The sequence below is a fragment of the Vibrio azureus genome (genome assembly GCF_002849855.1).
GTDB classification, from domain to species: Bacteria; Pseudomonadota; Gammaproteobacteria; order Enterobacterales; family Vibrionaceae; genus Vibrio; species Vibrio azureus.
In genome coordinates this window covers 1,263,738-1,287,400 of sequence record NZ_CP018617.1, presented here as the reverse complement: position 1 = coordinate 1,287,400, position 23,663 = coordinate 1,263,738, and the positions used below count along the sequence as shown (strand labels likewise).

The window sequence follows — 23,663 nt, the reverse complement described above, 5'->3', positions numbered from 1 at the left end:
TGGCCATCAAAATGGGCTCTCTTTTTACCCCAATAACTCGGAGTTCCGCTCACTGCCTTTCACTTTCTCGGCTAGAACTAGGTTGAAAGTCAATGGAAGGAATTATGGCATGTTTAGCCGGACGTGAAATGTAAGCGTTGTTAAAGCTAGGGCTGGCTGAGGCTGAAAGAGATATTGCGTTAAACTTCTGAGGCGGTCGTACAACCGTAAAAACAAAAGTGGCGACATCAAACTTCGTCGCCACTTCACCGCCATTTAAACCCTTATAAAAATATAACCTAATGATAAATAAAGGTTATATTTTAAGGTCGGTCTTACTTAGTGTAAGACTGAGCGATGTTATCGATACGATCGTTAGCGCGTTCAGCTTCTTCTTGTGCTGCCATTGCTGCTGCACCTGATTTTTGTACGTCAGATTGAAGAGATTGAACGTTTTGGCTTAGCTCACTAACTTGGTTGCTTAGCTCGTTTAGTTTAGATGTTGTAGCATCGTCAGAAGACGCACAACCTGCTAGAAGAAAAACAGAAGTAGCTGCAGCTGCAATCAACGTTTTGTTCATAAATGAACTCCTTGCTTTGAATGAAAGTTCTACACCGTGAGAAAAATCCTCACATAAGTAGAGCGAGTATAGAATGAATCTATCAGTATATGATGTAGCAAAAGTCAAAAAAAACCAAGTATTTCATAGAGAACCCAATACATGGGTTGAATCAATTGAGTATGTTTTTATAAATTAATGACTTTTTCACGGTACACAGTCTTATAAGTAGTGTGTCTCTATATCTTTACTATCAACGAGTTAGTATCAATTGTAGTTAATGTAAACGCCAAATGGTAAATATTCGGCCTTCTAATACAATTTAGTTTGTGTGATCTCTATCTATACTCCTAGGGTTTGCGTTATCATAGCGCGCTTTTATTTTGTGCTGTGCTAGAGTCTGTTGAGCACTCTTGATGACCATTACCGAAGGTTTTGATACCTTACGGATACTCAAGTTTATCTGGAAAATAGCAGACCCTAGAGTAAAAATGATATGGACAGCGCTCAGACACCGACTATTGATTGGAGAATACTTTGCAATTTAAAGATCTAGGCCTAGACAACCGATTGTTGAAGAACCTAAAACATTACGATTTTAAAAAAGCGACTGACATACAGCAACAGGCTATCCCCGTTGCTATTGCAGGCAAGGATCTACTGGCATCTTCTAAAACGGGTTCAGGTAAGACTTTGGCTTTTGTATTGCCTATGCTTCATAAATCTCTCAAAAACAAGTCGTTTACTGCGAAAGATCCAAGGGCTGTGATTCTTGCTCCAACGCGAGAGTTAGCGAAGCAAGTATATGGTGAATTGCGTTCTATGCTCATGGGGCTATCTTACGAGGCTGCATTAATTCTTGGTGGTGAAAACTTTAATGACCAAGTGAAAGCATTGCGTCGATACCCTAAATTTATTGTCGCAACGCCAGGACGTTTGGCTGACCATTTGGAGCACCGCTCTCTGTACCTAGATGGCTTAGAAACATTGGTGCTTGATGAAGCGGATCGTATGCTTGATTTAGGCTTTGCTCCGGAACTGCGTCGAATTCATAAAGCGGCTAAGCATCGTCGTCGTCAAACCTTGATGTTCTCAGCAACGTTAGATCATGCTGAGGTCAACGATATTGCCTCTGAAATGCTCAATGATCCTAAGCGTATTGCAATTGGTGTTTCTAATGAAGAGCACAAAGACATCACTCAGACATTTTATCTGTGTGACCACTTAGATCATAAAGAAGCGATTCTGGATCGTGTGCTTGAAGACGCCGAGTATCGTCAAGTGATCATCTTTACGGCGACCCGAGATGATACAGATCGGCTAACCGCCAAGCTAAATGAGAAGAAACTCAAGGCTATTGCTCTGAGTGGCAATTTAAATCAGACTCAACGCAATACCATCATGAGTCAATTTGAACGTGCCGTGTTTAAAATATTGGTGACGACAGATGTTGCGTCTCGTGGTTTAGATATTTCGACTGTCACTCATGTCATCAACTTTGATATGCCAAAGCATACAGAGGAGTATGTTCACCGAGTCGGAAGAACGGGACGAGCGGGTAATAAAGGCGATGCTATTTCATTGGTGGGCCCTAAAGATTGGGACAGCTTTAAACGTGTAGAAGCTTATCTGCAGCAAGACCTTAGTTTTTCGACACTTGAAGGACTTAAAGGTAAGTTCAAAGGATTAAAACCGCGTAAACCAGACTTCCGTGGTAAGAAAGCTGCGCCGAATAAAGCAAAAGCTCCGGCGAAGAAAACATCGAAGAAGCCAGTCAAACGTGACAAAGGCTTTTATCAAAATGTTGCAGTGGGTGATAATGTCTTTATCCCTAAAAAGAAGCCTGTTGAGCCAAGTTCAGACGATTAAAGTCAATGTGGCTTGAGCCATTAACAAAGAATACGACTAAGTCCGAGCTTGCTCGGACTTTTTTATCCCTCAAAACAAATCGATATTGCAATTCAGTGTGCCTATACCCAAGCACCTTAAGATGATTTGGTTATAGATGTCATAGAGGTTTCAAACAACTGCAACATAAATGTCACACTCAAATCCTAAAGTGTCTATCGTCCAGTTAAATACAACGGCGTCAATAAGCGCATTAAAGGAAATTGTGATGAAAAAGACAGTAACAGGTGCTCTTGCACTTCTAGGGTTAATGGCTGTAACTTCTGTTTCTGCCAAAGAAACAATCTCTGCTGTAGGTTCAAGTAGTGTTACGCCACTGATGGAAGTTTTCTCTGAAACCTATATGAAAACTCATCCAGATGTATTTATAGAAGTACAAGGTCCAGGCTCTTCTGCTGGTGTTAAAGCCGCAAAAAATGGTTCTGCTGACTTAGGTATGTCTTCTCGTAATCTCAAAGATTCTGAACAAGAGCCCACATTGAAAGAAGAGAAAGTGGCCCTTGATGGTATTGCTGTTGTGGTAAACCCTCAAAACCAACTGCCAGGTCTTACTGCTGAACAAGTAACGGCTATTTATAAAGGGGAAGTGACCAACTGGAAAGAGGTGGGGGGGGCTGATAAACCTATCGTCACCATCACTCGTGATACTGCTTCAGGCACTCGTGGTGCATTTGAAGACATCATGTCCCTAAAAATGAAATTAGCGGGTAAGAAAGTTTCTGCTATCTCACAACGTGCCCAGGTTGCGAATGGTAATGGCGCATTGAAAACCATGGTTGCTTCTAACCCATACGCAATTGGTTATATCTCTTTAGGTACCGTAGATAAATCTGTTCTAGCGCTGCCTATCGATGGCGTTCAAGCATCGGTTGATAATGTTAAGAATGGCTCTTACAAAGTCGCTCGCCCGTTCTTGGTATTGTACAAAGATGGCCAACCTTCTGCTCAAGCTCAACAATTTTTAGATTGGATGCTAACCAAAGAAGCTCAAGCGCTTGTTGAGCAAAATGGCTACATTGCCATTAACTAATTTTGTTTGATTGACTCTTTGCTCAGCCTACATCTTCGGGCTGAGCCTATTTATCGATTGTGTTCAAAGGCATCACTGAGAACCGTGAGATTTTTAAATGACCATCGCAACAGACAGTAAAAAATTTATTACCACCGAGACAATTTCTCGTCCTAAATCCGCTTTGCGCACTAAACGTCGAGTTGATTGGAAAGAACGCATTTTTCATGGCCTGTTTTTGACTAGTGCTGTCATCGGTATTTTATCGCTAGCCATTATTGCTTATTTTATTATTAAAGAGAGTATTCCTGCTTTCCAAGAGGCTGGCGTCTCTGGCATCGTTTTAGGGCAGCATTGGTTACCTCCTGCCTTGTATGGTGTCGCAACCATGATTGTGGCTTCTGTCGCTTCTACGGCAGGAGCGGTTATCGTTGGCGTGCCTATTGGGGTGTTAACCGCTATCTTTATTGCAGAAATCGCCCCTAAGCGATTAGCGAATATCATACGTCCAGCGGTTGAGTTGCTTGCTGGGATTCCTTCGGTTGTTTATGGCTTTTTTGGCCTCGTGATCATTGTGCCACTGATTCAAAATGTCTTTGATGTCCCTGCTGGTAATACGATTTTAGCTGGCATCATCGTCTTAGGCATTATGATCCTGCCGACGGTGATTACCGTTTCTGAAACGTCGATTCGAGCAGTGCCCAAAACCTACAAAGAAGGATCGTTAGCGCTTGGAGCATCCAAGGTATATACAATTTTCAAATTACTCGTTCCTGCTGCTCGTTCAGGCATTATGACGGGGGTGATCTTAGGTATTGGCAGAGCATTAGGCGAAACGATGGCCATTATTATGGTGATGGGGAATGCACCTGCGATGCCTGAAGGAATTTTGGATTCAGCTCGGACATTGACGGCAAATATTGCGATTGAAATGTCTTATGCAAGCGGTGTGCATGCCAATGCGCTTTACGCGACCGGTGTGGTCCTTTTAGTGTTTATTATGACGTTAAATGCGCTACTTCTTTACTTTAACCGAGAAAAAGCGAAATAGACGCTGAATAAAATAGAGGCAAATATGAATCGCGTAAAATTAAAGCAAACTCGCCAGCGTAAAGACAAAATTTTTCACGCTTTGGTGTGGGCTTCAGCCGCCCTAACTGTCGGCTTTCTATTCTGGATTATGTGGTACATCTTATCGAATGGTTTACAACACGTAGATTGGAAGTTCATTACCGATAACTATACTCGTACTGGTGATGAGCACGGTATCTTTCCGATGATTGTATCGACTATTTACATGGTCATCGCATCGATTTCCGTAGCAGCACCAATCGGTATTATGACAGCAATCTATTTAACCGAATACGCCAAAGTCGGTAGTCGATTGGTTAAGGTGATCCGATTCTGTACGGAGTCCCTTGCGGGCATACCTTCTATTATCTTTGGTCTTTTTGGTATGACATTCTTTGTCGCCATATTGGGGTTAGGATTCTCGATTTTATCAGGGGCGCTGACATTAAGTATCCTCATTCTTCCTGTCATTATTCGTACAACAGAAGAAGCGTTAATGGCGGTGCCACAGACGTACCGTGAAGGTTCGTATGGTCTTGGCGCATCAAAAACTTATACGATTTGGCGATTGATTTTACCCAGTGCTATCCCTGGCATTTTGACCTCGGTGATCCTGAGTATTGGTCGAGTTATTGGAGAATCAGCGCCTGTGTTTTTAACCGCTGGTATGGTTGCTCGTATTCCTGATTCGCTATTAGATTCTGGGAGAACCCTTACTGTTCACTTATATAAGTTGACCACTGAGCTATTTACTATTGATGAATGGAATCAAGCCTATGGAACAGCAACGGTTTTAATTGTTGTCGTTCTCATTATCAATACATTAACGAAACTGATTGCCCGACGTCTTAATCGTGCAAACTACTAACTAGTTATACCCAAGTAACCTCAAGATGCTTGGGTATAAATAAAGAAAACAGCACGTTAAGATACAAAATACATTGTGAGATTTAGAAAAATGAACAAGTTTGATATTGAAGGCCTCAATTTATTCTATGGTCAGAACCAAGCGTTAAAATCGATTAATTTGCCGATCCCCGTCCGTCAAGTCACGGCACTTATTGGTCCATCAGGGTGCGGAAAATCGACATTGTTGCGTTGTTTAAATCGCATGAACGATCTTATCGAGGGAGTGAAAATTACCGGTAAGCTGACGATGGATGGTGAAGATATTTATGGCAATATCGATGTTGCAGATTTAAGGATAAAAGTCGGGATGGTGTTCCAAAAACCAAACCCTTTTCCTATGAGCATCTATGAGAATGTGGCTTATGGTTTAAGGGCACAAGGCGTCAAAGATAAAAAGCATATTGATGAAATCGTTGAGCGTTCATTGCGTGGTGCTGCTCTGTGGGATGAAGTCAAAGATCGCCTGAAATCGCATGCATTTGGTCTATCAGGAGGTCAGCAGCAACGCTTGTGTATTGCTCGTACGATAGCGATGGAACCCGATGTGATCTTAATGGATGAGCCGACTTCTGCTCTTGACCCTATTGCCACACATAAAATTGAAGAGTTGATGGAAGAGTTAAAAAAAGATTACACCATCGTTATTGTGACTCACTCGATGCAGCAAGCACGTCGTATCTCCGACCGAACGGCATTTTTTCTGATGGGGGAGTTGGTTGAGCATAATGATACCAATACTATTTTTAGCAACCCACAAGATGACCGTACTCAAGGTTATGTTAATGGTGATTTTGGTTAAGTAAGCGTCAGGTTATCACTCACGCTGTGAATTATTTTTACAACGCGAGCTTGCTTCATAAAGTGGGCTTGTGCGGTGTACGGATAAAAATAACGATAAGCGATGGTATATATTTGCCCCTCTAACTGAGGGGCTTTTTTTCAGTCATTCTACCCAAGTGACTGCAAGATGCTTGATTCAGAGCGATGTCACTACACAGGTGATATAGGTTGAGCGAAATAGGATGAGAGGAATAAACCTACTTGTCCCTAACACATGGCGGCGTTATTTGCCGCCATGTGTTTAATATCCTATTTTGCTGTTCTAGGACTGTCGAGTTAGAGCTTTTCTAGTGAAGTGGTCGATGTACTTTGTTGTGGCTTACTCAACTTTTTGAGCTTGTTGAGCAAGGAGTCTGACGTCCAGTCCACTTTATTGGTTCCAAAATGCGCTTGGTTCATCATTTTGAGCTCTTCTTTAATGGCTTCAAGAGCATCAGGTTCAGCATGATTTACATAATGTTTAAGATGCTGATTAACGGCTTGCTCTATTTTTGCACAATCACCTTGCTTGATGATTTGCTCTAGGGACTGAGCCGAACCATCACTTTTACTGTTTTTACTATGAGATGGTCGCACTCCTTTATTTTTCCATAAAGCAAAAGCCGTGGCAGAGGAGAGCAACCATAAAAGAGCAAAAATAATGGTTAGAGTTCGCCAGATGGGGTCAACTCCAATTTGGCTGGTGTTTGTGGCGACTGTGGGGGCAGCTTGGAGGTTAGGATTGAGGTCAGGCAGCGTGAGCAGTCCACTATCGCTCTTCTCCACATTCAATTTTAGCCCTGTGAGGTTACTTTGTCTGGCTTGGTCACGTTGGCTGTTCCACCATTTTACGTTATAACCCGGTAACGCCAATTCACCAGCTTTAGTCGGGATTAAAACTTGTTTGACTACCATGGTGAGTGTTCCATCAGGTGCGGTATCAAATTGTGGTTGCTCTGGATATACTCTCAAAGAATCAGGATATGAGATATTCACTCTTGGCAAGTACTCAGATTGCGTCCCTCTTGCTCTAATGCGAATAGTACGAGTTATCGATGAGCCTTGCTTGATGTTATTTACTGAAGTGTTAGAAAGATAATTACCTTGCTCGTCTTGCCAAGTCTGCGTCATTTCTAAAGCAGAAGCGGGAAGCCAATTACCTTCGAAGCTGCTCGGTATTTGTTTAACGGTGATTGGAATTTGCTCAGCTTTTGTGTTGATCGGCATGATCTTGGTTGAGCCAGTTTGTCGATCACTGTAAATATAAGAGCCCGTTAACCTCGGTCCATTAAGTTCAAACGTTCCTGGTTGCTCGGCGGTCAGTTGAAAATCTTGTTCTACAACATTGACCTCAAGTCCATCAATGATGCGCTTACCTTGTCTCATGTCACTGGCTGCCTCAATATGCATTCCATTGACAGAAGGTGGCACGATAACAGGATTATCAAGACGACGAGGATCAACATTGATCAAAAGTTGAATTTTCAATGTTGCTGACTGTTTTGGGTATAATACTTTATTACTTAAGTTAAGATTAAATTGAAATAAATCATCCAATTCCGGTTCCGCTTTATTTGCTGAAACGCGTAGCATGATGGGCCGTGTTTTCATTCCATCTATTGAAAAGCTTGGTATGGTGACGTCACCTTCTCTGATTGGAGCGATAGAAATACTCCATTCTGTGCGGACGCTTTTTTGGCCATTGATGCTGTTACTTGAACGACCATATCTAGGTTGACCTAAGAAAAAGTCTTTTTCTAATACATCAAAGTTGATCGCGTCTGAGCTTTGCTCAGTATCGGCAATGATTCTCAGATTAATGACTTCATTTTTAGCGACTTGTGTTGTATTGACACTTGCTTGAAGGGTCTGAGCAATCGCTGAACAGTTAGCGATTAGGCTGGCCACAAAAACAAAGACCAATTTTGCGCCTTGCTTGAACATAGACTTACCACTCCTTATTTGATTTTTGTGGAGATTGTTTTTGTTGCGCTTGCAACTGCATTTGAGCTCGAATTAAAAAGCTTGGATCACGAGCGTTTTCTACGGCTTCTAAACGGCGGAATTCAGGATCGTCCAGATAAGGCTTGTCTGTTGGTTGATCTTGCTCTGGCTCTCCCTCCAGCTCGGCTTTTTGCTCTGCATTTTCTTGCTTAGAGTCCGATTTATCTTGCTCTCCGCTTTGCTGCTTTTCTTTTTCTTCTTGGGTGTCACTTTTTTCTGCTGCTTGCTGCTGCTGGTCCTGCTGTTGTTGTTGCTGGTCCTGCTGTTGTTGCTGCTGGTCCTGCTGTTGTTGCTGCTGGTCCTGCTGTTGTTGCTGCTGGTCCTGCTGTTGTTGTTGCTGGTCCTGCTGCTGTTGTTGCTGGTCCTGCTGCTGTTGTTGCTGGTCCTGCTGTTGTTGTTGCTGGTCTTGCTGTTGTTGTTGCTGGTCCTGTTGCTGTTCCTTAAGTTTTTCTTCGACAATAGCGAGATTCTTTTTTGCCGATTCAAAATCAGGTTTCTCTTTAAGTAGTTGTTTGTACAGGTCCGCCGCGTCTTGTAACTGAGCATTTTGGGCTAATGCATTGGCTAAGTTATAACGCCCTTCAAGCGTTGTGTTGTTTTTGAAGGAATTAATGGCAGCTTGGTAGTCTCCTGCTTGGTAGCTTGCGGCACCTTGCCAAGTTGGGTCAGTAAAGGTTTGCTGAGCTTTCTCAAACTCTCCTTGCTGATACCACTGTTGACCTTGCTGATCTTGATTTAAGAATGGGTTGGCTTGTGCTTTGTGTGACATGGTAAAGGGCATAACCGTGATAAACACCATCCATATCATTCCTTTACGGAACAAGAAAACAGCTGGTATCAGTAGGATCGGCAGTAACCAAAAGCCATCATTGATACGCGAGTTAGTCTGCATATCTTCATTTTTAGTTGTGGTCATACTGTCATTGGCTGAATTTGTAAAAGCCGCAATATTTTCAACATCACGATTGTTATGTTGAATAGGAACAAATAAGCCACCTGTGTCTCTGGCGAGCTTTTGTAAATTTTTGAGGTTGGTTTTAGCAATTACAGTATTACCTTGACGATTTTTCATTAAAGAGCCATCTGGAAGGGCAATTGGAGCGCCATCTGCTGTACCAACCGCAAGAACAGAAACTCGAACTTTTTTACCTTGAAGTAGCGCGAGTGAATCGGAGAGCTCTTGAGTACTTAAGTCATCAGCCAACAGAATAATGTCACCCTGATCAACGCCGGCTTGAGTCAACTGTTCCAGAGAGGTTTTAATCGCAGAGGCTAGGTTTGAACCTTGAAACGGCATTAATTCTGGAGACAAATGTTCGATAATGCCCGCCAGAGTGTTTGAATCGGTTGTTAGAGGACTTAGAGTATAGGCATCACCAGCATAAGCAACGAGCCCCGTTGCGCCTTCCTTCCATTTGGGGAGTAGGTCAAGAGCTTTATAGCGAGTCTGGGTTAGTCGGTTTGGCTTGATATCGGTCGCATACATAGAACGGGACATATCCAAAACTAAGACTCGATTCTGACCTAATTTAAAACTAGGCAACGCGTTCTCCTGCCAGCTTGGTCCAGACAGTGCGATGCAAGCGATCATCCATGCTCCCGCCCATATAGCAGAGTAATGCTTTTTCTTAACGGCTTGCCCCAAGGCTTTAGCTAGGTGAGGGGCAATCAGTGAGGATCGCTGGACTTGATAGCGGCTATTTATCGCGATGACAATAGGAATGAGTATCAGTCCTAACAACCAATAAGGCGAGAGAAAAGTAAACTCAGCCATGTTTCCTCCTCAAAATAAATAAAAATACAGATAGGAGTAGGGCGGCAAATAGTGGATATGTGAACCATTCTGATTGAGGTCGCCAAGTTTGTGTGTCACTTGAGACGGGCTCTAGCTGATTGATGGTGTCATAAATCTTTTCTAGCTCTTGGGTATCTCGAGCTCGGAAGTATTGGCCTCCGGTCATTTGCGCAATTTGAGTCAGGGTTTTCTCATCAAGATCGGCAGCGGTATTGACCTTACGCGTCATGAAAAACTCTTTGACCATCATTTCACCCGCACCAACACCGACAGTGTAGATTGTTGCGTTGTATTTCTTGGCGATTTCAGCCGCTTCCACAGGGTCTAAAACGCCCGCGGTATTACTTCCATCACTCAATAAAATCATGACACGTTGAGGAGCATCACCATCAACAAAAGTTTTGGTTCCTAGGCCAATGCCATCACCAATCGCTGTTCTTTCACCGACTAAGCCAATAACAGCTTGGTTGATTTGTTGTATAACCGTTTTACGATCAGCGGTAAGGGGCGTTTGAAGGTAGGCATGATCACCAAATAAAACCAGTCCGAGCCGATCGCCTTGTCGTTTAGCGACAAAGTCAGACAAGACATTTTTGACAGCACTTAAACGGTCGATATACTCGCCATTTAGATTCATATCCTGCTGTTGCATTGAGCCAGACAAATCGACGACAAGCATCATGTCTCGATATTTTGGTTGAAATTCAATAGGGTCACCATACCAAACAGGCCTTGAGCAAGCCACGACAAGTAAGATCCAGATACAGGCAGATAAGCCTTTAGCGATAAGCTGTTTTGGCTTTTGGCCATCTTGTCCGTTCGGTAAATAAGCAAGTTTGATTTCAGCTTGCTGAGTTTCTGCAGGAATGAGCCAATAAACCAGCCACGGTAAAGGCAATAAGAAGATTGCCCACCACCAGATAAACTCGATATTAGCCCATTGTGCAAGACTCGGTATCAGAGTGTTCTCAGTCACGAATTTTTGCCTTTTTCTTTACTGGAAGTGCGTGTTTAACCCAAAAAATACAGTCATCAATTAACTCTTGATCCTGCTCTGTTTGAGAGTTTTGATACAACGCAGCTTGCCATTGTTGTTGTTTATCGACGAAGCGAGAGTCTTTGCTATGACTATCCAAAAATTGATACCACGCGCTTCCTGTTAATGCTGCCACTTCTTCTCGAGGAAAGTAACTGAATGTGACTTGCCGTAGCACTTGTAATGCAGAAGAAGGTGTATGTGAAACATCTGGATCAGTCAGTAGACGCAAGGCTGTTTTTTTGGCCTGTAGCCGTTTCGCTCGTGATTTTATAAACAGTGAAATGATGATGAAAAGAAACACAACACCACTGATTACAACCCACCAACCCCATGCGAGAGGAAACCAGTTTACAGACTCTGGCACGATAATAGGGGCTAAATCTAAGCTTGGATTATTTGTTGTCATCATGAATTATTACTTTAATACTCCATAGGGTAAACGATGGTTAGCTTAGCTGTTGAATCAAAGGTAAACCACTGGATAGACCGTGAAAAGGGATCGCCATAGAGTGACAACGTTGCTTGATTTCTTTCTGGTGCGTCAGAAAACTGGACTCTAAGGCTCGCCGTTGAGTCTTAGAACCAAAATTAAACCACTGGCTACGTTGTCCATCTGATGCTTTTGCTTGTCCACGAAACGCTGTTTCTCCATGTTCTAATGGATCATAAAACTGGACGGTTCTGACGCTGTTATGTTGGCTGAGCTGACGCAATTGCAATAACTCATTCTCTTTCATTTGAGAGAAATCACTCAGCATAATAATTTCGCTCCCTTTGGGAGTTAAATTATGCAAAGTTTCAATTGCGGCCTGATAGTTTTGCTGACGAACAGGGTTGGCTTCTTGAGCCGCGAGCATCCGGTTGTGTGTGTTTACTATTGCATCTAAAATCCTCAGCCCCTGCTTTTGTAACGAAGATGGGCGAAATTCCAAGCATTTCTGTCCATCATCAATTACGGCGCCAATTCGGTCTTTTTTAGCTAACGTGAGCCAAATCATGACACTTGCGAAGTGAGCTAGCTGAATCGATTTAAGAACATATTTAGAACCAAAATATAAGCTTGGACTCAAGTCGATATACAGGATGACCGCTTGTTCTTTATCTTCCGCAAACAGTTTTGTATGAGCTTTGCCTGTTCTTGCCGTTACTCGCCAATCAATACTGCGGATATCGTCACCCGGTTGGTATTGTCTGACTTCCATAAAGTCCATTCCGCGGCCTTTTTGACGACTTGTGTGGTTGCCGCTCATTTGTGACCAAATACTTTGAGCAGGAGGTAACCAACGCACAGATTGGGTCCGGTACTGAAGCAACTCTTCTAGGGTTAAGGTCACCCCATTGGCGTGAGGTGGTAGTGCATGTGATATCGACATGTTTATCACCTATTAAGCGCTTCCTACAAGGTTTAGGAGCTTGCTGATAATTTGGTTTGCTGTCACTCCCTCAGCTTGAGCGTGGTAGCTTAACAGCAAGCGATGGCGAAGAACGGGGTAAGCCATGGCTTGAACATCTTCAGGAGAAACAAAGTCGCGACCACTTAGCCATGCGTGAGCACGAGCACAACGATCGAGGGCGATTGTTGCTCGTGGACTGACGCCCATCGATAGCCAATTTTCAAGCTCTGAGTCATAGTCTCCGGGCTGACGAGTCGCCATGACAAGGCGTACGATATACTGCTCAATGGTGTCTGCCATGTGAATATTGAGGACTTCTTTACGTGCCGTAAAAATATCTTGTTGAGTGAGAGTTGGACGCTCAATCGCAGTGTCACCTTTTGCTTCACCACGGTTAATGCGCAGAATGGCCAACTCATGTTCAGCGTCTGGGTAATCCACATCTAAATGCAGCAAGAAACGGTCGAGCTGAGCTTCCGGCAATGGATAGGTCCCTTCTTGCTCAATAGGGTTTTGCGTTGCCATGACTAAAAATAGCTCGGGTAGTGCATACGTATTGCGGCCAGCGGTGACTTGTTTTTCGGCCATGGCTTCTAACATGGCAGCTTGTACTTTTGCTGGTGCACGGTTTATTTCGTCAGCAAGGATCAATGAATTAAAGATCGGTCCAGATTGAAAGGTGAATTCACCCGTTTCAGGACGGAAAATATCAGTTCCTGTTAAGTCTGCTGGAAGGAGATCTGGCGTAAATTGAATACGGTGAAAGTCACCTTCAACACAATCAGATAGTGATTTTACGGCTCTCGTTTTAGCCAGTCCAGGAGGGCCTTCAACTAATATATGCCCATCAGCAAGCAGTGCAATGAGTAATTGTTTTACTAAATTAGGTTGGCCAAGGATTTGGGACTCAAGATAGTGTTGAAGAGAATTAAAGTTGGTTTTATGCATTGTAGACTCTCTGCGTTATCCATCGATTTTTTTCATTGAATATTGGTCACTTCCATAAAGGTAAAAGTTCCCTTTACTGAGTAAAATTTGTGTCTAAGATTTATCTTTGTGTGTTCCATGCTCTTGGAGATAGGATAAATTTACTGCCTAAGCCATTGTAATGCAAAATTTATTGCAGAATGATTCGCAGTACGTTAATGACGACACCGTACTTGCAAGCGATGCTTTGTAGCTTCAAACAACAGAGTTGGATAGAATATACCCAAGTGCCTTGAGGCTACTTGGTGATAGACGATATTGTTAATGGCGATATGGCCATAATAAGTAGGTAAGAATAATGAAAGATTTCGAAACTGAACTTGAGATGATTGCTCAGGAAGCGGCTCAAGAGAAAGATGTCAAGTTGCCTTCTTTGGAAGAGCAAAAAGAAGTGGTCGCAAAGCTTAAAAAATTAGAAGCAGAAGGTAAGTTGACGCCAGAAGTACTTGAACAACACTTTGGCCAGTTTAATCAAACAAATGCTACCCCCGTTCACTAAATAAATGAGAAAGGGAGCCGCTCCAACTATCTTGAGTTCATTTGAGTATAGTACGGCTCCCTTTCTGATAAAGTGATGCCATAATATTGTATTTAAACATGTTATTTTCGAATATATAGACGACCAATCTGAAGCAATTAGGAAGCTAAGATATGGAGACATTGCAGTTAGCCGTTAATTTTCTTTTTACACACAAAATCATTCTGACAGTGCTTATTCTGCTTGTCATCTCCCTTCTCCGTCGAGTCATTTTATCTCAAATCCGTGGCGATGATGCTTTCATTACAGAAAGTCAGCGTAATTGGATGTCGAGGACAAAAAATGGCAGTTTTGTTATTACTCTGATCATTATTTTTATGCTTTGGCAATCTGAAATCAATGAGTTTGCCTTAAGTGTTACAGCTATTGCTGTCGCAATTGTGGTTGCTTCAAAAGAGATCATTCTGTGTTTTACCGGTTCTATTCAGAGAGCAAGCTCTCGATCTTTTCGTGTCGGTGATTGGATAGAAGTCGGTAAATTGTGTGGTGAGGTCATTGAACACAATATGATGGCGACAGTGATACAAGAAATTGATCTTCACCATGGTCAATATCATTACACAGGGAAAACGGCCACCTTGCCAAATAGCATGTTTTTTACTTATCCGGTGAAGAACTTGAACTTCATGAAGCGCTACGTTTACCATAACTTTTCGGTTGTTGTGAAAGACTTTGTGAATCTATACCCAATTTTACCCATCTTGCACGATAAGATAGAAGAGCATTGCAGTTACTTTAGTGATGTGGCTCATCGCTACAATACCATGATAGAGAAGCACGCAGGGGTGGACCTGCCGGGAGCAGAGCCGCACATACACATCTCTAGCAATATTAATGGTGAGCAGATCGTTCATGTCATGATCTTCTGTCCTACCGATAAAGCCAATCATTTAGAAGAGCTGATTAGAAAAGACTTTATGGAGTTATATGAACAGCGTTTCCCCTTGGTTCACGAGCACTAAGTTTACCATTTGCTATTGTCACCATAAAATATGCTAATGGATCTTGTTGCATATAGTCGTTAAATTACGCTCCCTATATTACAGTTAGTCGTGGGTCGCCAAAATATTTCCGTTCAGGTGCTTTTAAGCCGTTGAATTAGAAAAAGGGATCGACACGTTTGTAGTAGTCAGAACACCAACCAAAAGGACCGTCACCACCTATGGTCAATGAGTTGGGAAAGGGTCGGTTGTAAAATGTACAACCGGAGTGATTTTTTAACCAAAAGATGCCTTATGCAAATCCGCTCAATCTTTCAGTTAGATTTTTATCAGCATTGGTTTTCTAAAACCGAATCGCAGCGTTCAGCCTCTAAATCTTACTTTACCGATCTTGCTTCTATCGCTCTGCTGCTTCTGCCTTTGACCATGTCAAATGCGTTAGCTATTTTTCTTGGTCACTTGTTTCGTTTAAGTGGTTGGATGGAAGGGGCTCAAGTTTTATTTCATGTTGCAGATATTTTAGTCAATCTTTACCCCACTGCATTTTGTATTGTTGCGGGCTATTACTTGTCATATAAAACACGTGCCTCTAGTGCGGTATGCATTATCTATTCGCTGATTTTGTTTTACCTAGTTTCGATCGATAACAATAGCTTATCGCAGACCTTTCGTTTGCCCAATAACCCCTTGTTGGCACTTCTGAGTGCGATGATCACTTTTTCATATCTAAGAATGTTTCATGTGCGGCTGCTTGAGCCACAGGCTCTGGATTTTGCTAGTGCGTTGATGAAACATGTGCTGCACTTTTTTGCATTTATTATGCTGGCTTTAGCACTGTCTCACATTACCACTTTTGTGATGGTATTTTCTGGAGATACAATTTTAAGCTTTGAACTCAATCCAATGACTTTGGAAGGCGGATTACTTTACCAAACCATCCTAGGGCTGCTAGGGGCGATTGGAATCAATGGTCATAATATGTTGTTTACGGTGAAGCAAAAACTTTTTGCCGCGACAGAGGCCAATGTCTCGGCTTGGCAAGCTGGAGATGAGCCACTTAATATTATCAGCCAAGGGTTTTATGATGCTTTTCTCTCGATGGGAGGCTCGGGTAATAGTATCAGCTTATTGCTATGTGTTTTGCTTTTTACTAAACAGCGGCATCACTTGATGTTGTGTTTGGCAGCACTGCCTTTAGTGATGTTTAACATCAATGAAGTGCTCATTTTTGGCTTACCTATTATCTTTAACCCATTATTGATTATTCCTTTTGTTCTGGTACCTTTGGTGAGCTTCATTATTACTTATTTCGCGATTGCCTCAGGGCTGGTCCCTCATGTTGAAACCATTACTAACTGGATGACCCCCCCTCTGTTCAGTGGTTATCTTGCGATGGGGGACCAGTTTGAAGGTGCGCTCCTCCAGTTCGTTATCATCGTATTAGGGATCTTGATTTATCGGCCATTTTACCTTGCCTTCGCAGGTCAAAGTTGTGCCTTACGCCGCACATCTCCTGAATATAGTGATATTGACCGTTCTATTTTTACCTCGCTTTTAGATAGTGTAAAAGATTCTAATAAAACCAGCTTGAGTAAATCGCTTGCACAGAAGCGCCTTAACACAATCTTATCTCAGGGAGAGCTGGTGATGTTTTATCAAAAGCTACAATCTTGTGATGACCAGAACCTTTATTCTTACGAAGCTTTGTTAAGGTACATCGACAAAGATGGTCAAGTGTGCCCACCAACTTTTATTCATGATTTTCAAATTTTGAATGCCATGCCTTTACTCGACAAGTTAGTGATTGAAAAAGTATTGGGCAACATGAAAGCCATGGATCTTTCGCCTGAGTGTAGGGTTGCTATTAACATTTCGGTGGCTTCGATAGAGCAAGAATCATTTGTTCCTCATTTACTTGCTCGATTAAAACACTATGAGATACCGTCGCAATGGTTGGAGATTGAAATTACTGAAGAGGCAATTTTAAGTGATAAAGTATCTTTAACTAACACCATGAAAGCGCTTCACGAGCAGGGCATTCGCATCGCAATGGATGATTTTGGAACCGGTTATGCCTCTTTTCCTCACTTGCTTAAGTACCCATTTGATAAAATCAAATTAGATCGTTCATTACTGCTTGATGCTACAGATGAGAAAGGGAGAGAACTGTATTCGCTGGTGGCTAAGTTAGGCAATATCACCCATTGTGAAGTGGTGGCAGAAGGCGTTGAGACACTAGAGGAATACGAGTTTGTAAAAAGCTGTGGAGTGAACAAGGTGCAAGGGTATTTTATCTATAAGCCTACACCGTTTTCGGTTGTAACAGTGTCATAGCTCTGAATCAAGCATCTTGAGGTCATTTGGGTATACCAATAGTAACAGGGGGGTATACCACCATGCCCCCTGTGAGACCTTGCTATCACTGATTTATTGTAACTTAATTTGCTCTAACTAAGTTGAACCATCAATCAATTTGTAAGCTCAAATTTGCCTTGCATAATGGCCCAATGTCCAGGGAAAGAGCAGAAGAATGTGTAGTCACCATCTGGAGACATCTTCTCTGTGTTAAATGTCATTGATGTACTTTCTCCGCCTCCAATGACCTTAGTTGAGGCGTAGACACGCTCATCATTGGGCTTGATGTAGTTATTTTCTAAGCCTGCCGACATTCCCTCTGTACCCACTGCTTGAACCTTATCAGTATCGGTAATGACCAAATTGTGGCCCATCGATTGAGCTGGCATCTTGCCTGTATGATTAAGTGTCAATGTCACTTCTTTACAGCTTGCTGGTACGCTCAAGGTTTTAGATGAAAACTGCATCGCATCATTAGCATCAATTGAGACCTCGCAATCTGCACTTGCTTGTACGTTAAGACTCATTCCCAAAAGCATGATCGCTGTAGTGGTGCGTAAAGGCATATTCTACTTCTCCATAGGTGATGTTTGAGTAACGGATTGAATCGAAGGATCATTATCCAATTCTTTTAACTAGTATCTGTGCTCTGAACTTGAAATTGACAATTTGTTGCACATTTATACTCAGCATTTTAGATATTGATCAGTTTTAAACGATTTATGAGACAAAACTATGCCATAGATAAAGCAATAGAGGCTTCTCATGACTATTTCATTATTTATCAATACGATATGTTTTTTGTCCATCATGCAGCTTTGCTCAGATTGTAAAAATATGTAAAAGTTATTTCTATTGGTTAATGTTTTTTATATTGACCTTTGTTTTACTGGGGTTATTGCGCAGGTTAATTGGATTTTGTCGAGAAATATTAGATATTAATGAGATATTAGAAGGCTAAGAAGTGAGGCCAACTTCGCACCTTTTATTAAACTTATTAATAACTCCAATTTTTGCAAAATTTATAGAAAAGCCGCCACTTTTTTTTGAGAGATATTTTCCATTTTTACTTCCATTACATTCAGTTACATCCATAGATTGTCATTAAAAAATAAAAACATAAATATAGCGACATCTTAGGTCCCAAGACGACATGTTCTATGTAAGGCGCCTTGAGGTCCGTTCGCTATAGCAATTTTTTATAAATATGATGGAATACTTAAAATGATAAAAAGTAAATTTGCTTTTGTACCTAGTGTGCTAGCACTTGCGATTGGTATGGGGCTTTCTTCTGCCTCTGCTACTGTGGTAACTGATACTGCTGTTGTGGGTACCGAAGGGCAATGGTGGAATAATTATCTGGTTACTCTTACCAATAATGGCTCTTCTCCTGTCGAGTTAAGAGACTCAAAAATTATATTTGACTCTAACCTAACGATGGCGGCGCCTGCTTGGTCTGCTTCAAGTCTCAGTCATCCTATTATGGAATTTTCGAGTGTTGCTCAGGGACAAATCTATCGCAATACATTAAATATCTCTTTTGACAATGGCAGTTGGATTCAGTCACAGTTACCTGCAGGGCAAAGTATTCAGCTCACATTGGGTGTGAGTGGGGTGCTCGATCTCAATCTGCTGCAAAATACTGTGCGTTTGGAAACCAATGGTGATGGTGGGACAGGCGGAGACCCCGAATTGTCTTTTCAATTAACGTCACCTACGAATGGCGCTGAATTTATTGAAGGGCAAACGGTCATTATTTTAGCCGATGTTCAGGCAACAAATACGAGCGTAAAATCGGCGACGTTTTTCGTGGATGGTACGCAAGTGGCAAGCCTTACACAATCACCTTATCAAGCAAGTTGGAGTGCAGTTGGTGAAGGGGCTCATTCCATTAAAGTCGTCGTTGAGGATGCTTCTGGTTTAGTTCAAGAGCAAACCGTTGCCATAAATGTAACCGCTCAAGAGGCGGGGGAGCCAATTGCTCCAGAAGTCAGATTTACAACACCGAGTAACGGTTCAAGTATCATTAAAGATCAAGCTTTAGATATTAATGTTCAAGCTTCTGACTTAAATGATGATCTATCTCAAGTCATTGTAAAAGCGAATGATGAGGCTATTTGTGAGTTTGACGCGACAGTAACAACACAATTTAATTGTCAATGGAATGCAACCAATGTCGGTAATGTTACTTTACAAGCGGTAGCAACGGATGCACAAAACTTATCTTCAACAGCACAAATCAGTATCAGTGTTGAAGAAGCGAGCACACCAACACCAGACGGCTTATGTGCAGAGTTTAATGTTTACCCAGATTGGACACGTGGGGATCATGCGAAAGCTGGTGACATTATGGTACATAAAAACATCGCTTACTCAGCAGCGAGCTGGACACAAACTATTCCCGGTAGCGATCAATCATGGACACACCACCTCAATTGTGATGGAACAGAAGCGGGCACCGCGCCATTGCTGTCTCTACGAAATCCAATGGATCCTGTTCGCTTAGAGGTTGCTGGTTGGCCAAATACTTTCGTTGTCGCTAGTCCATCAACAGCGGCACCCGCAACATTGACGTTCAATACAAGCTCAGTATCGGAATTAAAAAACCTCGAACAACTGACCAATCAATTTGTGCAACTTATCGAACAGGCTGAAAATGCGGGTACGTCTTCCCTCATTATCAGCAGTGACGTGTTGGATAAGGTCACTCAAGACAAAGGTAACTCGATTGGTTCGGTTGCCGTTAAGCAAGCGCTCACAAATGCATTAACTCTTACAGGTAGCTCGATTGATAGTGCAGCGGTGAATGCGCTTAGTGACGATGTTAAAGGTTGGGCTCAGGCACATAACTTAATCCTGAGTACACTTGCTCCACAAGCTAAGTTTGGTTGGTCGCTAAATATTGGTGATTTTGCTTTTGATACACATTCTGGGCGTCAGTCTGTTTGGGATGCTGCGTCTGTTTATACCGCCGACTTATTGAGTAAACTTGGACTGTATCAACTTGATGCAACAACGAAAGCTGACTTTTTGGCCTTTACTAAATCTGGTGCAACAGCTGCGCTAACCAGTGAGCAGTGGCACAATGCATTAGAATATGTAAAACAAGTTACAGATTATGTGGAAGCACCAGCAATGCTGGCGAACATTCCTACTGAACAAGCGGCAAATTACTTTATGGGGCAAACGACGGCAGAACAGAAAATTCGTAAATCAGCATACAGTAACGTTTTCGCTCTGTTATTTGATAAAGATTCAGATGCGTTATCCAGTAAAATTGCTCGTTACCAAAATGCCAAAGTACCTCTTTATTACGTAGGAGAGGAGCTAGAGAAAGGTGCGTTAACAAGTATTGAGGCACTTAACCAAGAGTTAGCCGCTGTTGAAAATGTGATGAACAATGAAGCGTTCTTATATGAAACGCCACAATCACAATGGGAGCCTTCTACAGTTTACAAGTGGGCAGACTTTCTCGATGGCTTGAATGCAATGCACAATATCGGGGTAGCAGGCAATAAATTCTGGTTGTTAGACAGCAGCGTTGATGATGCGACCAATATCAAGTATGCCAAAGTCGCGATTGCAGCATTCCTCGCGCAAAGTATGCAGGAGACGATTCGCTACAACGCGTGTGATGAAAATAACTGGTCTGAAGTCAGATATGGTGCGCCAACGGATTACCCAATGTCTGCAAGTTGTGGTCAGTTGGGTCAGAAATACGCAGATTATGGCGTTAACCCAGTCTCAGGTCTAGATTATGCTTACTCTTGCCCTCGTGATAATAAAATGGAAGTCAGTGCTCTAACTCATGCGAAATGGTACGGAGCGCCAGCACCAGTCTTTGCTGCGCCTGATGCCGTTTTAGAAGAAAAAGGGTTATTGGTTAATGGTCACGTAGGCCGTTGGACAAATAATGGTCACTGTAATGAAGTACCAGAAAAAGTAGATACTTCTAAACAAGTTTGGGAACGTGATTTATGTAAAACTTACGTTGGACAAAAAGCAGGTAGCTTTATTTGGGATGGCAGCAGCCAAGAAAGTGTTGAAGGCTGTGGCTGGTGGGGACGTGGTGTTATTCAAACGACTGGACGCCAAAACTTCGGTACTCTTAACCATTACCTTGGACGCTCGCACGTCGATCCCGATACCATTGGTACAACAATTGATGGAGTAACGGTTGAGGCACCACCAGCGAATCCACTTTATGCCGACCTTGATTTCTGTTCAAACCCAGGACTGATCTGTAGCTCTGAAGAAAACAAAGAAATCAAATGGATCGCAGGTCTGTTCTATTGGGTAACGTCTGTACAAGCGTATAACGATGTGGGCGGTCCATACAGTGATTGGAATTACCATGCTGAACTGAAAAAATATGTAGATAGTGGCATGACGGGATCGCAGTTTATTGATGATGTCTCTGGCATCGTAAACCGTGGTTGCCCTGATTTAACCTGCTCTACAGGTGATGTACATAACGTAGAAGAGCGCCGTGAAAACTTCATGCTCGTACTGCAGAAACTGGGTCTTAATCCACAGTAAACTCTCTGTTAAGTAAATGATAGAAAACAAGCCACCCATTTTCTAGGGTGGCTTTTTTATCACCACTTTTTATAACCATTTTTTATTACATATTTGTAATAGACTATTATGATTTGAATCTTAATTTATAAAATTTCTTTTTAATCAGTTGCTTATCTGTTTTTGGTGATCCTTTGGCTTCTCAGTGGTCAAGGATCGTTGGTTGTATTCTTTGGTCATTCTATGCGATGCTTGCCTGATATTATTGTCAGGCTAAAACAGTAAGTAATGATGGAGTGATTCTTAAGCAATTTCACATTCATCTTACGTAACGTTTTACATGAGCCTGTTTATTACAAATTTTTAATCGTTAAGCTCAATTCTCCTATTTTAATAAATGCCAGAATGTGCTCAATAGAGTTTGACTGATTAAGGTGTTAGGCCATTTTATGCGTAAATTTCAATTATCATTACCGATTCAACTTCTTATCTCAGCGTTGCTTGCTTGGGTTGCCGCCCAATTAACACTGTATTTCTTTGATGGCTCTGTCGATAAAGCCATGCTTGCTGACAACGGTTATTACCAAACTTTGATGCTGGGTAAAACGGCCTATCTTGGTTTATTAAAAATGGTTGTAGGCTTGATGGTGCTATTCTCGCTTGTCGAGGGGATCACAAACATTGGTTCGGTCTTACGACTAAAAGCGTTAGGCGGCCGAACGGTGCTCTTTTATAGCTTTACTACGTTAATCGCCATCGCACTTGGTTTAGGTGCTTCACTTGCTTTACCTGCATGGGAGCCATTGAGCCAAACAGTCCCGGTCGCAAGTGACGTCAGGTTGATTGACGCGGAAGCTGCCGGTGGGGCTGCTATTTTAACGAATCTCGTTAAAATGGCTCTGGTTAACCCTTTTGCTGCAATCGCAAACGGTAATCTGCTGGCTATTGTTGTCTTCTCATTTATGGCTGGGGTAGCGATTTTACTTTCTGTGCCGGCTGGTCACCCATTATTAGACGTTGTTTCTGGTTTAAACCGAAGTGTTAATACGATTATTCGTGGCATTGTTAAGCTGTCACCCATTGCTATCTTTGCAATTGTGCTTGATATCACTTTGACGTCGGATGGTAACCTAATTCAACAGCTCGCTCTGTTCGCATTATTGGTGTTTACTTTAACGATGATCCACGGACTCATTGTATTGCCGACTCTTGCTCGTACACTGGCTGGTATTTCGCCCATCAAACTTTTTAAAGCGATTTCTGCTCCACTTGCGATGGCATTTGCCACCTCTTCAAGTGCTGCAACTTTACCATTAGCGAAACAAACGGCGGAAGAAAACCTTGATGTTTCCCCAGAGGTAAGCAGTATGGTTCTGCCTTTGGGATCAGTGATGAATATGGATGGTACCGCTCTGTTTGAAGGCGTAGCCGCTATTTTTCTTGCTCAGCTGTTTGGGATCGATTTGAGCACTACGGGCCTTGTGATGATCTTCATCATGGCAATGGTATCTTCCGTCGGTGCACCAGGTATGCCTTCCGGTTCGATGTCTGGAATGCAACTTGTGTTACTGGCTGCTGGTATTCCATTAGAGGCTATTGCTATTTTGCTTGTGATTGAGCGCCCGTTGGATACATTCCGAACCGCGGTGAATGTAGAGGGTGATTTAGTCGCTACACTTGTGATTGACCGTTGGCAGAAGAAGCACGCTTTAACCAATGCTTCATCATCAAGCTCAGATTTAACTGCTTAATCAAAATCCAAGCGATATAGAAAAACACGCTCTCCATTTTGGGGGCGTGTTTTTATTATATCCAAGTATCTTGAGGTCGTTTGGAT

General features: G+C 42.3%; 18 protein-coding genes. 10 read left to right on the top strand and 8 right to left on the bottom strand.

Annotated elements, in window-relative coordinates:
- Positions 1-314: 314 nt before the first annotated feature.
- Complete coding sequence (locus BS333_RS19505) at positions 315-560, bottom strand: Lpp/OprI family alanine-zipper lipoprotein (protein ID WP_021710825.1); 246 nt, start codon at positions 558-560, stop codon at positions 315-317.
- A 504-nt stretch (positions 561-1,064) separates the two neighbouring features.
- Between BS333_RS19505 and BS333_RS19500 the strand changes: the two genes are divergently transcribed.
- The 5 genes from BS333_RS19500 to pstB all read left to right on the top strand — a co-directional run bounded on the left by BS333_RS19500 (position 1,065) and on the right by pstB (position 6,235).
- Positions 1,065-2,408, top strand: a complete 1,344-nt coding sequence (locus tag BS333_RS19500) for a DEAD/DEAH box helicase (RefSeq protein WP_033004193.1) — start codon at positions 1,065-1,067, stop codon at positions 2,406-2,408.
- Between the two features lie 247 nt (positions 2,409-2,655).
- Positions 2,656-3,477, top strand: a complete 822-nt coding sequence (locus BS333_RS19495) for a phosphate ABC transporter substrate-binding protein (protein ID WP_021710823.1) — start codon at positions 2,656-2,658, stop codon at positions 3,475-3,477.
- A 97-nt stretch (positions 3,478-3,574) separates the two neighbouring features.
- Positions 3,575-4,507, top strand: a complete 933-nt coding sequence (pstC, locus tag BS333_RS19490) for a phosphate ABC transporter permease subunit PstC (RefSeq protein ID WP_021710822.1) — start codon at positions 3,575-3,577, stop codon at positions 4,505-4,507.
- Between the two features lie 24 nt (positions 4,508-4,531).
- Positions 4,532-5,395: a phosphate ABC transporter permease PstA gene (gene pstA / locus BS333_RS19485; protein WP_021710821.1), complete on the top strand. Its 864-nt coding sequence runs from the start codon at positions 4,532-4,534 to the stop codon at positions 5,393-5,395.
- Between the two features lie 90 nt (positions 5,396-5,485).
- Positions 5,486-6,235, top strand: a complete 750-nt coding sequence (gene pstB / locus BS333_RS19480; RefSeq protein WP_021710820.1) for a phosphate ABC transporter ATP-binding protein PstB — start codon at positions 5,486-5,488, stop codon at positions 6,233-6,235.
- A gap of 317 nt (positions 6,236-6,552) precedes the next feature.
- Here the strand turns inward: pstB and BS333_RS19475 are convergent, their stop codons facing one another.
- The 6 genes from BS333_RS19475 to BS333_RS19450 are packed head-to-tail and all read right to left on the bottom strand — an operon-like array spanning position 6,553 to position 13,435.
- Positions 6,553-8,199, bottom strand: a complete 1,647-nt coding sequence (locus tag BS333_RS19475; RefSeq protein ID WP_021710819.1) for a BatD family protein — start codon at positions 8,197-8,199, stop codon at positions 6,553-6,555.
- 4 nt (positions 8,200-8,203) lie between these two features.
- Positions 8,204-10,033 (bottom strand): vWA domain-containing protein, encoded by a 1,830-nt coding sequence (locus BS333_RS19470; RefSeq protein WP_021710818.1) that lies wholly within the window; start codon positions 10,031-10,033, stop codon positions 8,204-8,206.
- On the bottom strand, positions 10,026-11,030 hold the full coding sequence (locus BS333_RS19465) for a vWA domain-containing protein (RefSeq protein ID WP_021710817.1): 1,005 nt from the start codon (positions 11,028-11,030) through the stop codon (positions 10,026-10,028). The genes BS333_RS19470 and BS333_RS19465 overlap by 8 nt, the downstream gene beginning before the upstream one ends.
- A complete protein-coding gene (locus tag BS333_RS19460) occupies positions 11,023-11,499 on the bottom strand; it encodes a DUF4381 domain-containing protein (protein WP_033004201.1) in 477 nt (158 codons plus the stop codon). Before BS333_RS19460 ends, BS333_RS19465 begins: the two co-directional genes overlap by 8 nt.
- A gap of 40 nt (positions 11,500-11,539) precedes the next feature.
- The gene (locus tag BS333_RS19455; protein WP_021710815.1) at positions 11,540-12,466 is read right to left on the bottom strand and encodes a DUF58 domain-containing protein; all 927 of its coding nucleotides are present in this window, start codon (positions 12,464-12,466) and stop codon (positions 11,540-11,542) included.
- Positions 12,467-12,478: 12 nt separating this feature from the next.
- Positions 12,479-13,435, bottom strand: a complete 957-nt coding sequence (locus tag BS333_RS19450) for an AAA family ATPase (RefSeq protein ID WP_021710814.1) — start codon at positions 13,433-13,435, stop codon at positions 12,479-12,481.
- Between the two features lie 337 nt (positions 13,436-13,772).
- Here BS333_RS19450 and BS333_RS19445 point away from each other — a divergent pair, with 337 nt between their 5' ends.
- From BS333_RS19445 to BS333_RS19435, 3 genes are all read left to right on the top strand, one after another.
- Entirely contained in the window at positions 13,773-13,973 is a 201-nt protein-coding gene (locus BS333_RS19445; protein WP_021710813.1) for a hypothetical protein, read from the top strand.
- A gap of 152 nt (positions 13,974-14,125) precedes the next feature.
- Positions 14,126-14,974 (top strand): mechanosensitive ion channel family protein, encoded by an 849-nt coding sequence (locus tag BS333_RS19440; RefSeq protein ID WP_021710812.1) that lies wholly within the window; start codon positions 14,126-14,128, stop codon positions 14,972-14,974.
- A gap of 273 nt (positions 14,975-15,247) precedes the next feature.
- Entirely contained in the window at positions 15,248-17,287 is a 2,040-nt protein-coding gene (locus BS333_RS19435; protein ID WP_021710811.1) for an EAL domain-containing protein, read from the top strand.
- Positions 17,288-17,421: 134 nt separating this feature from the next.
- On the opposite strand, the gene azu is transcribed toward BS333_RS19435, so the two are convergent.
- Complete coding sequence (gene azu, locus BS333_RS19430) at positions 17,422-17,874, bottom strand: azurin (RefSeq protein ID WP_021710810.1); 453 nt, start codon at positions 17,872-17,874, stop codon at positions 17,422-17,424.
- 658 nt (positions 17,875-18,532) lie between these two features.
- Here azu and BS333_RS19425 point away from each other — a divergent pair.
- Both BS333_RS19425 and BS333_RS19420 read left to right on the top strand, forming a co-directional pair.
- Positions 18,533-21,847, top strand: a complete 3,315-nt coding sequence (locus BS333_RS19425) for an Ig-like domain-containing protein (RefSeq protein WP_021710809.1) — start codon at positions 18,533-18,535, stop codon at positions 21,845-21,847.
- Positions 21,848-22,275: 428 nt separating this feature from the next.
- On the top strand, positions 22,276-23,577 hold the full coding sequence (locus tag BS333_RS19420) for a dicarboxylate/amino acid:cation symporter (RefSeq protein ID WP_021710808.1): 1,302 nt from the start codon (positions 22,276-22,278) through the stop codon (positions 23,575-23,577).
- Positions 23,578-23,663 lie beyond the last annotated feature (86 nt).

Coding starts and splice junctions, on each gene's coding strand:
- BS333_RS19420 (WP_021710808.1), top strand. CDS start 22,276: ATGCGTAAATTTCAATTATCATTACCGATTCAACTTCTTATCTCAGCG.
- BS333_RS19455 (WP_021710815.1), bottom strand. CDS start 12,466: ATGTCGATATCACATGCACTACCACCTCACGCCAATGGGGTGACCTTA.
- pstC (WP_021710822.1), top strand. CDS start 3,575: ATGACCATCGCAACAGACAGTAAAAAATTTATTACCACCGAGACAATT.
- BS333_RS19475 (WP_021710819.1), bottom strand. CDS start 8,199: ATGTTCAAGCAAGGCGCAAAATTGGTCTTTGTTTTTGTGGCCAGCCTA.
- BS333_RS19445 (WP_021710813.1), top strand. CDS start 13,773: ATGAAAGATTTCGAAACTGAACTTGAGATGATTGCTCAGGAAGCGGCT.
- BS333_RS19460 (WP_033004201.1), bottom strand. CDS start 11,499: ATGACAACAAATAATCCAAGCTTAGATTTAGCCCCTATTATCGTGCCA.
- BS333_RS19505 (WP_021710825.1), bottom strand. CDS start 560: ATGAACAAAACGTTGATTGCAGCTGCAGCTACTTCTGTTTTTCTTCTA.
- pstA (WP_021710821.1), top strand. CDS start 4,532: ATGAATCGCGTAAAATTAAAGCAAACTCGCCAGCGTAAAGACAAAATT.
- BS333_RS19425 (WP_021710809.1), top strand. CDS start 18,533: ATGATAAAAAGTAAATTTGCTTTTGTACCTAGTGTGCTAGCACTTGCG.
- BS333_RS19470 (WP_021710818.1), bottom strand. CDS start 10,033: ATGGCTGAGTTTACTTTTCTCTCGCCTTATTGGTTGTTAGGACTGATA.
- azu (WP_021710810.1), bottom strand. CDS start 17,874: ATGCCTTTACGCACCACTACAGCGATCATGCTTTTGGGAATGAGTCTT.
- BS333_RS19450 (WP_021710814.1), bottom strand. CDS start 13,435: ATGCATAAAACCAACTTTAATTCTCTTCAACACTATCTTGAGTCCCAA.
- BS333_RS19440 (WP_021710812.1), top strand. CDS start 14,126: ATGGAGACATTGCAGTTAGCCGTTAATTTTCTTTTTACACACAAAATC.
- BS333_RS19495 (WP_021710823.1), top strand. CDS start 2,656: ATGAAAAAGACAGTAACAGGTGCTCTTGCACTTCTAGGGTTAATGGCT.
- BS333_RS19435 (WP_021710811.1), top strand. CDS start 15,248: ATGCAAATCCGCTCAATCTTTCAGTTAGATTTTTATCAGCATTGGTTT.
- pstB (WP_021710820.1), top strand. CDS start 5,486: ATGAACAAGTTTGATATTGAAGGCCTCAATTTATTCTATGGTCAGAAC.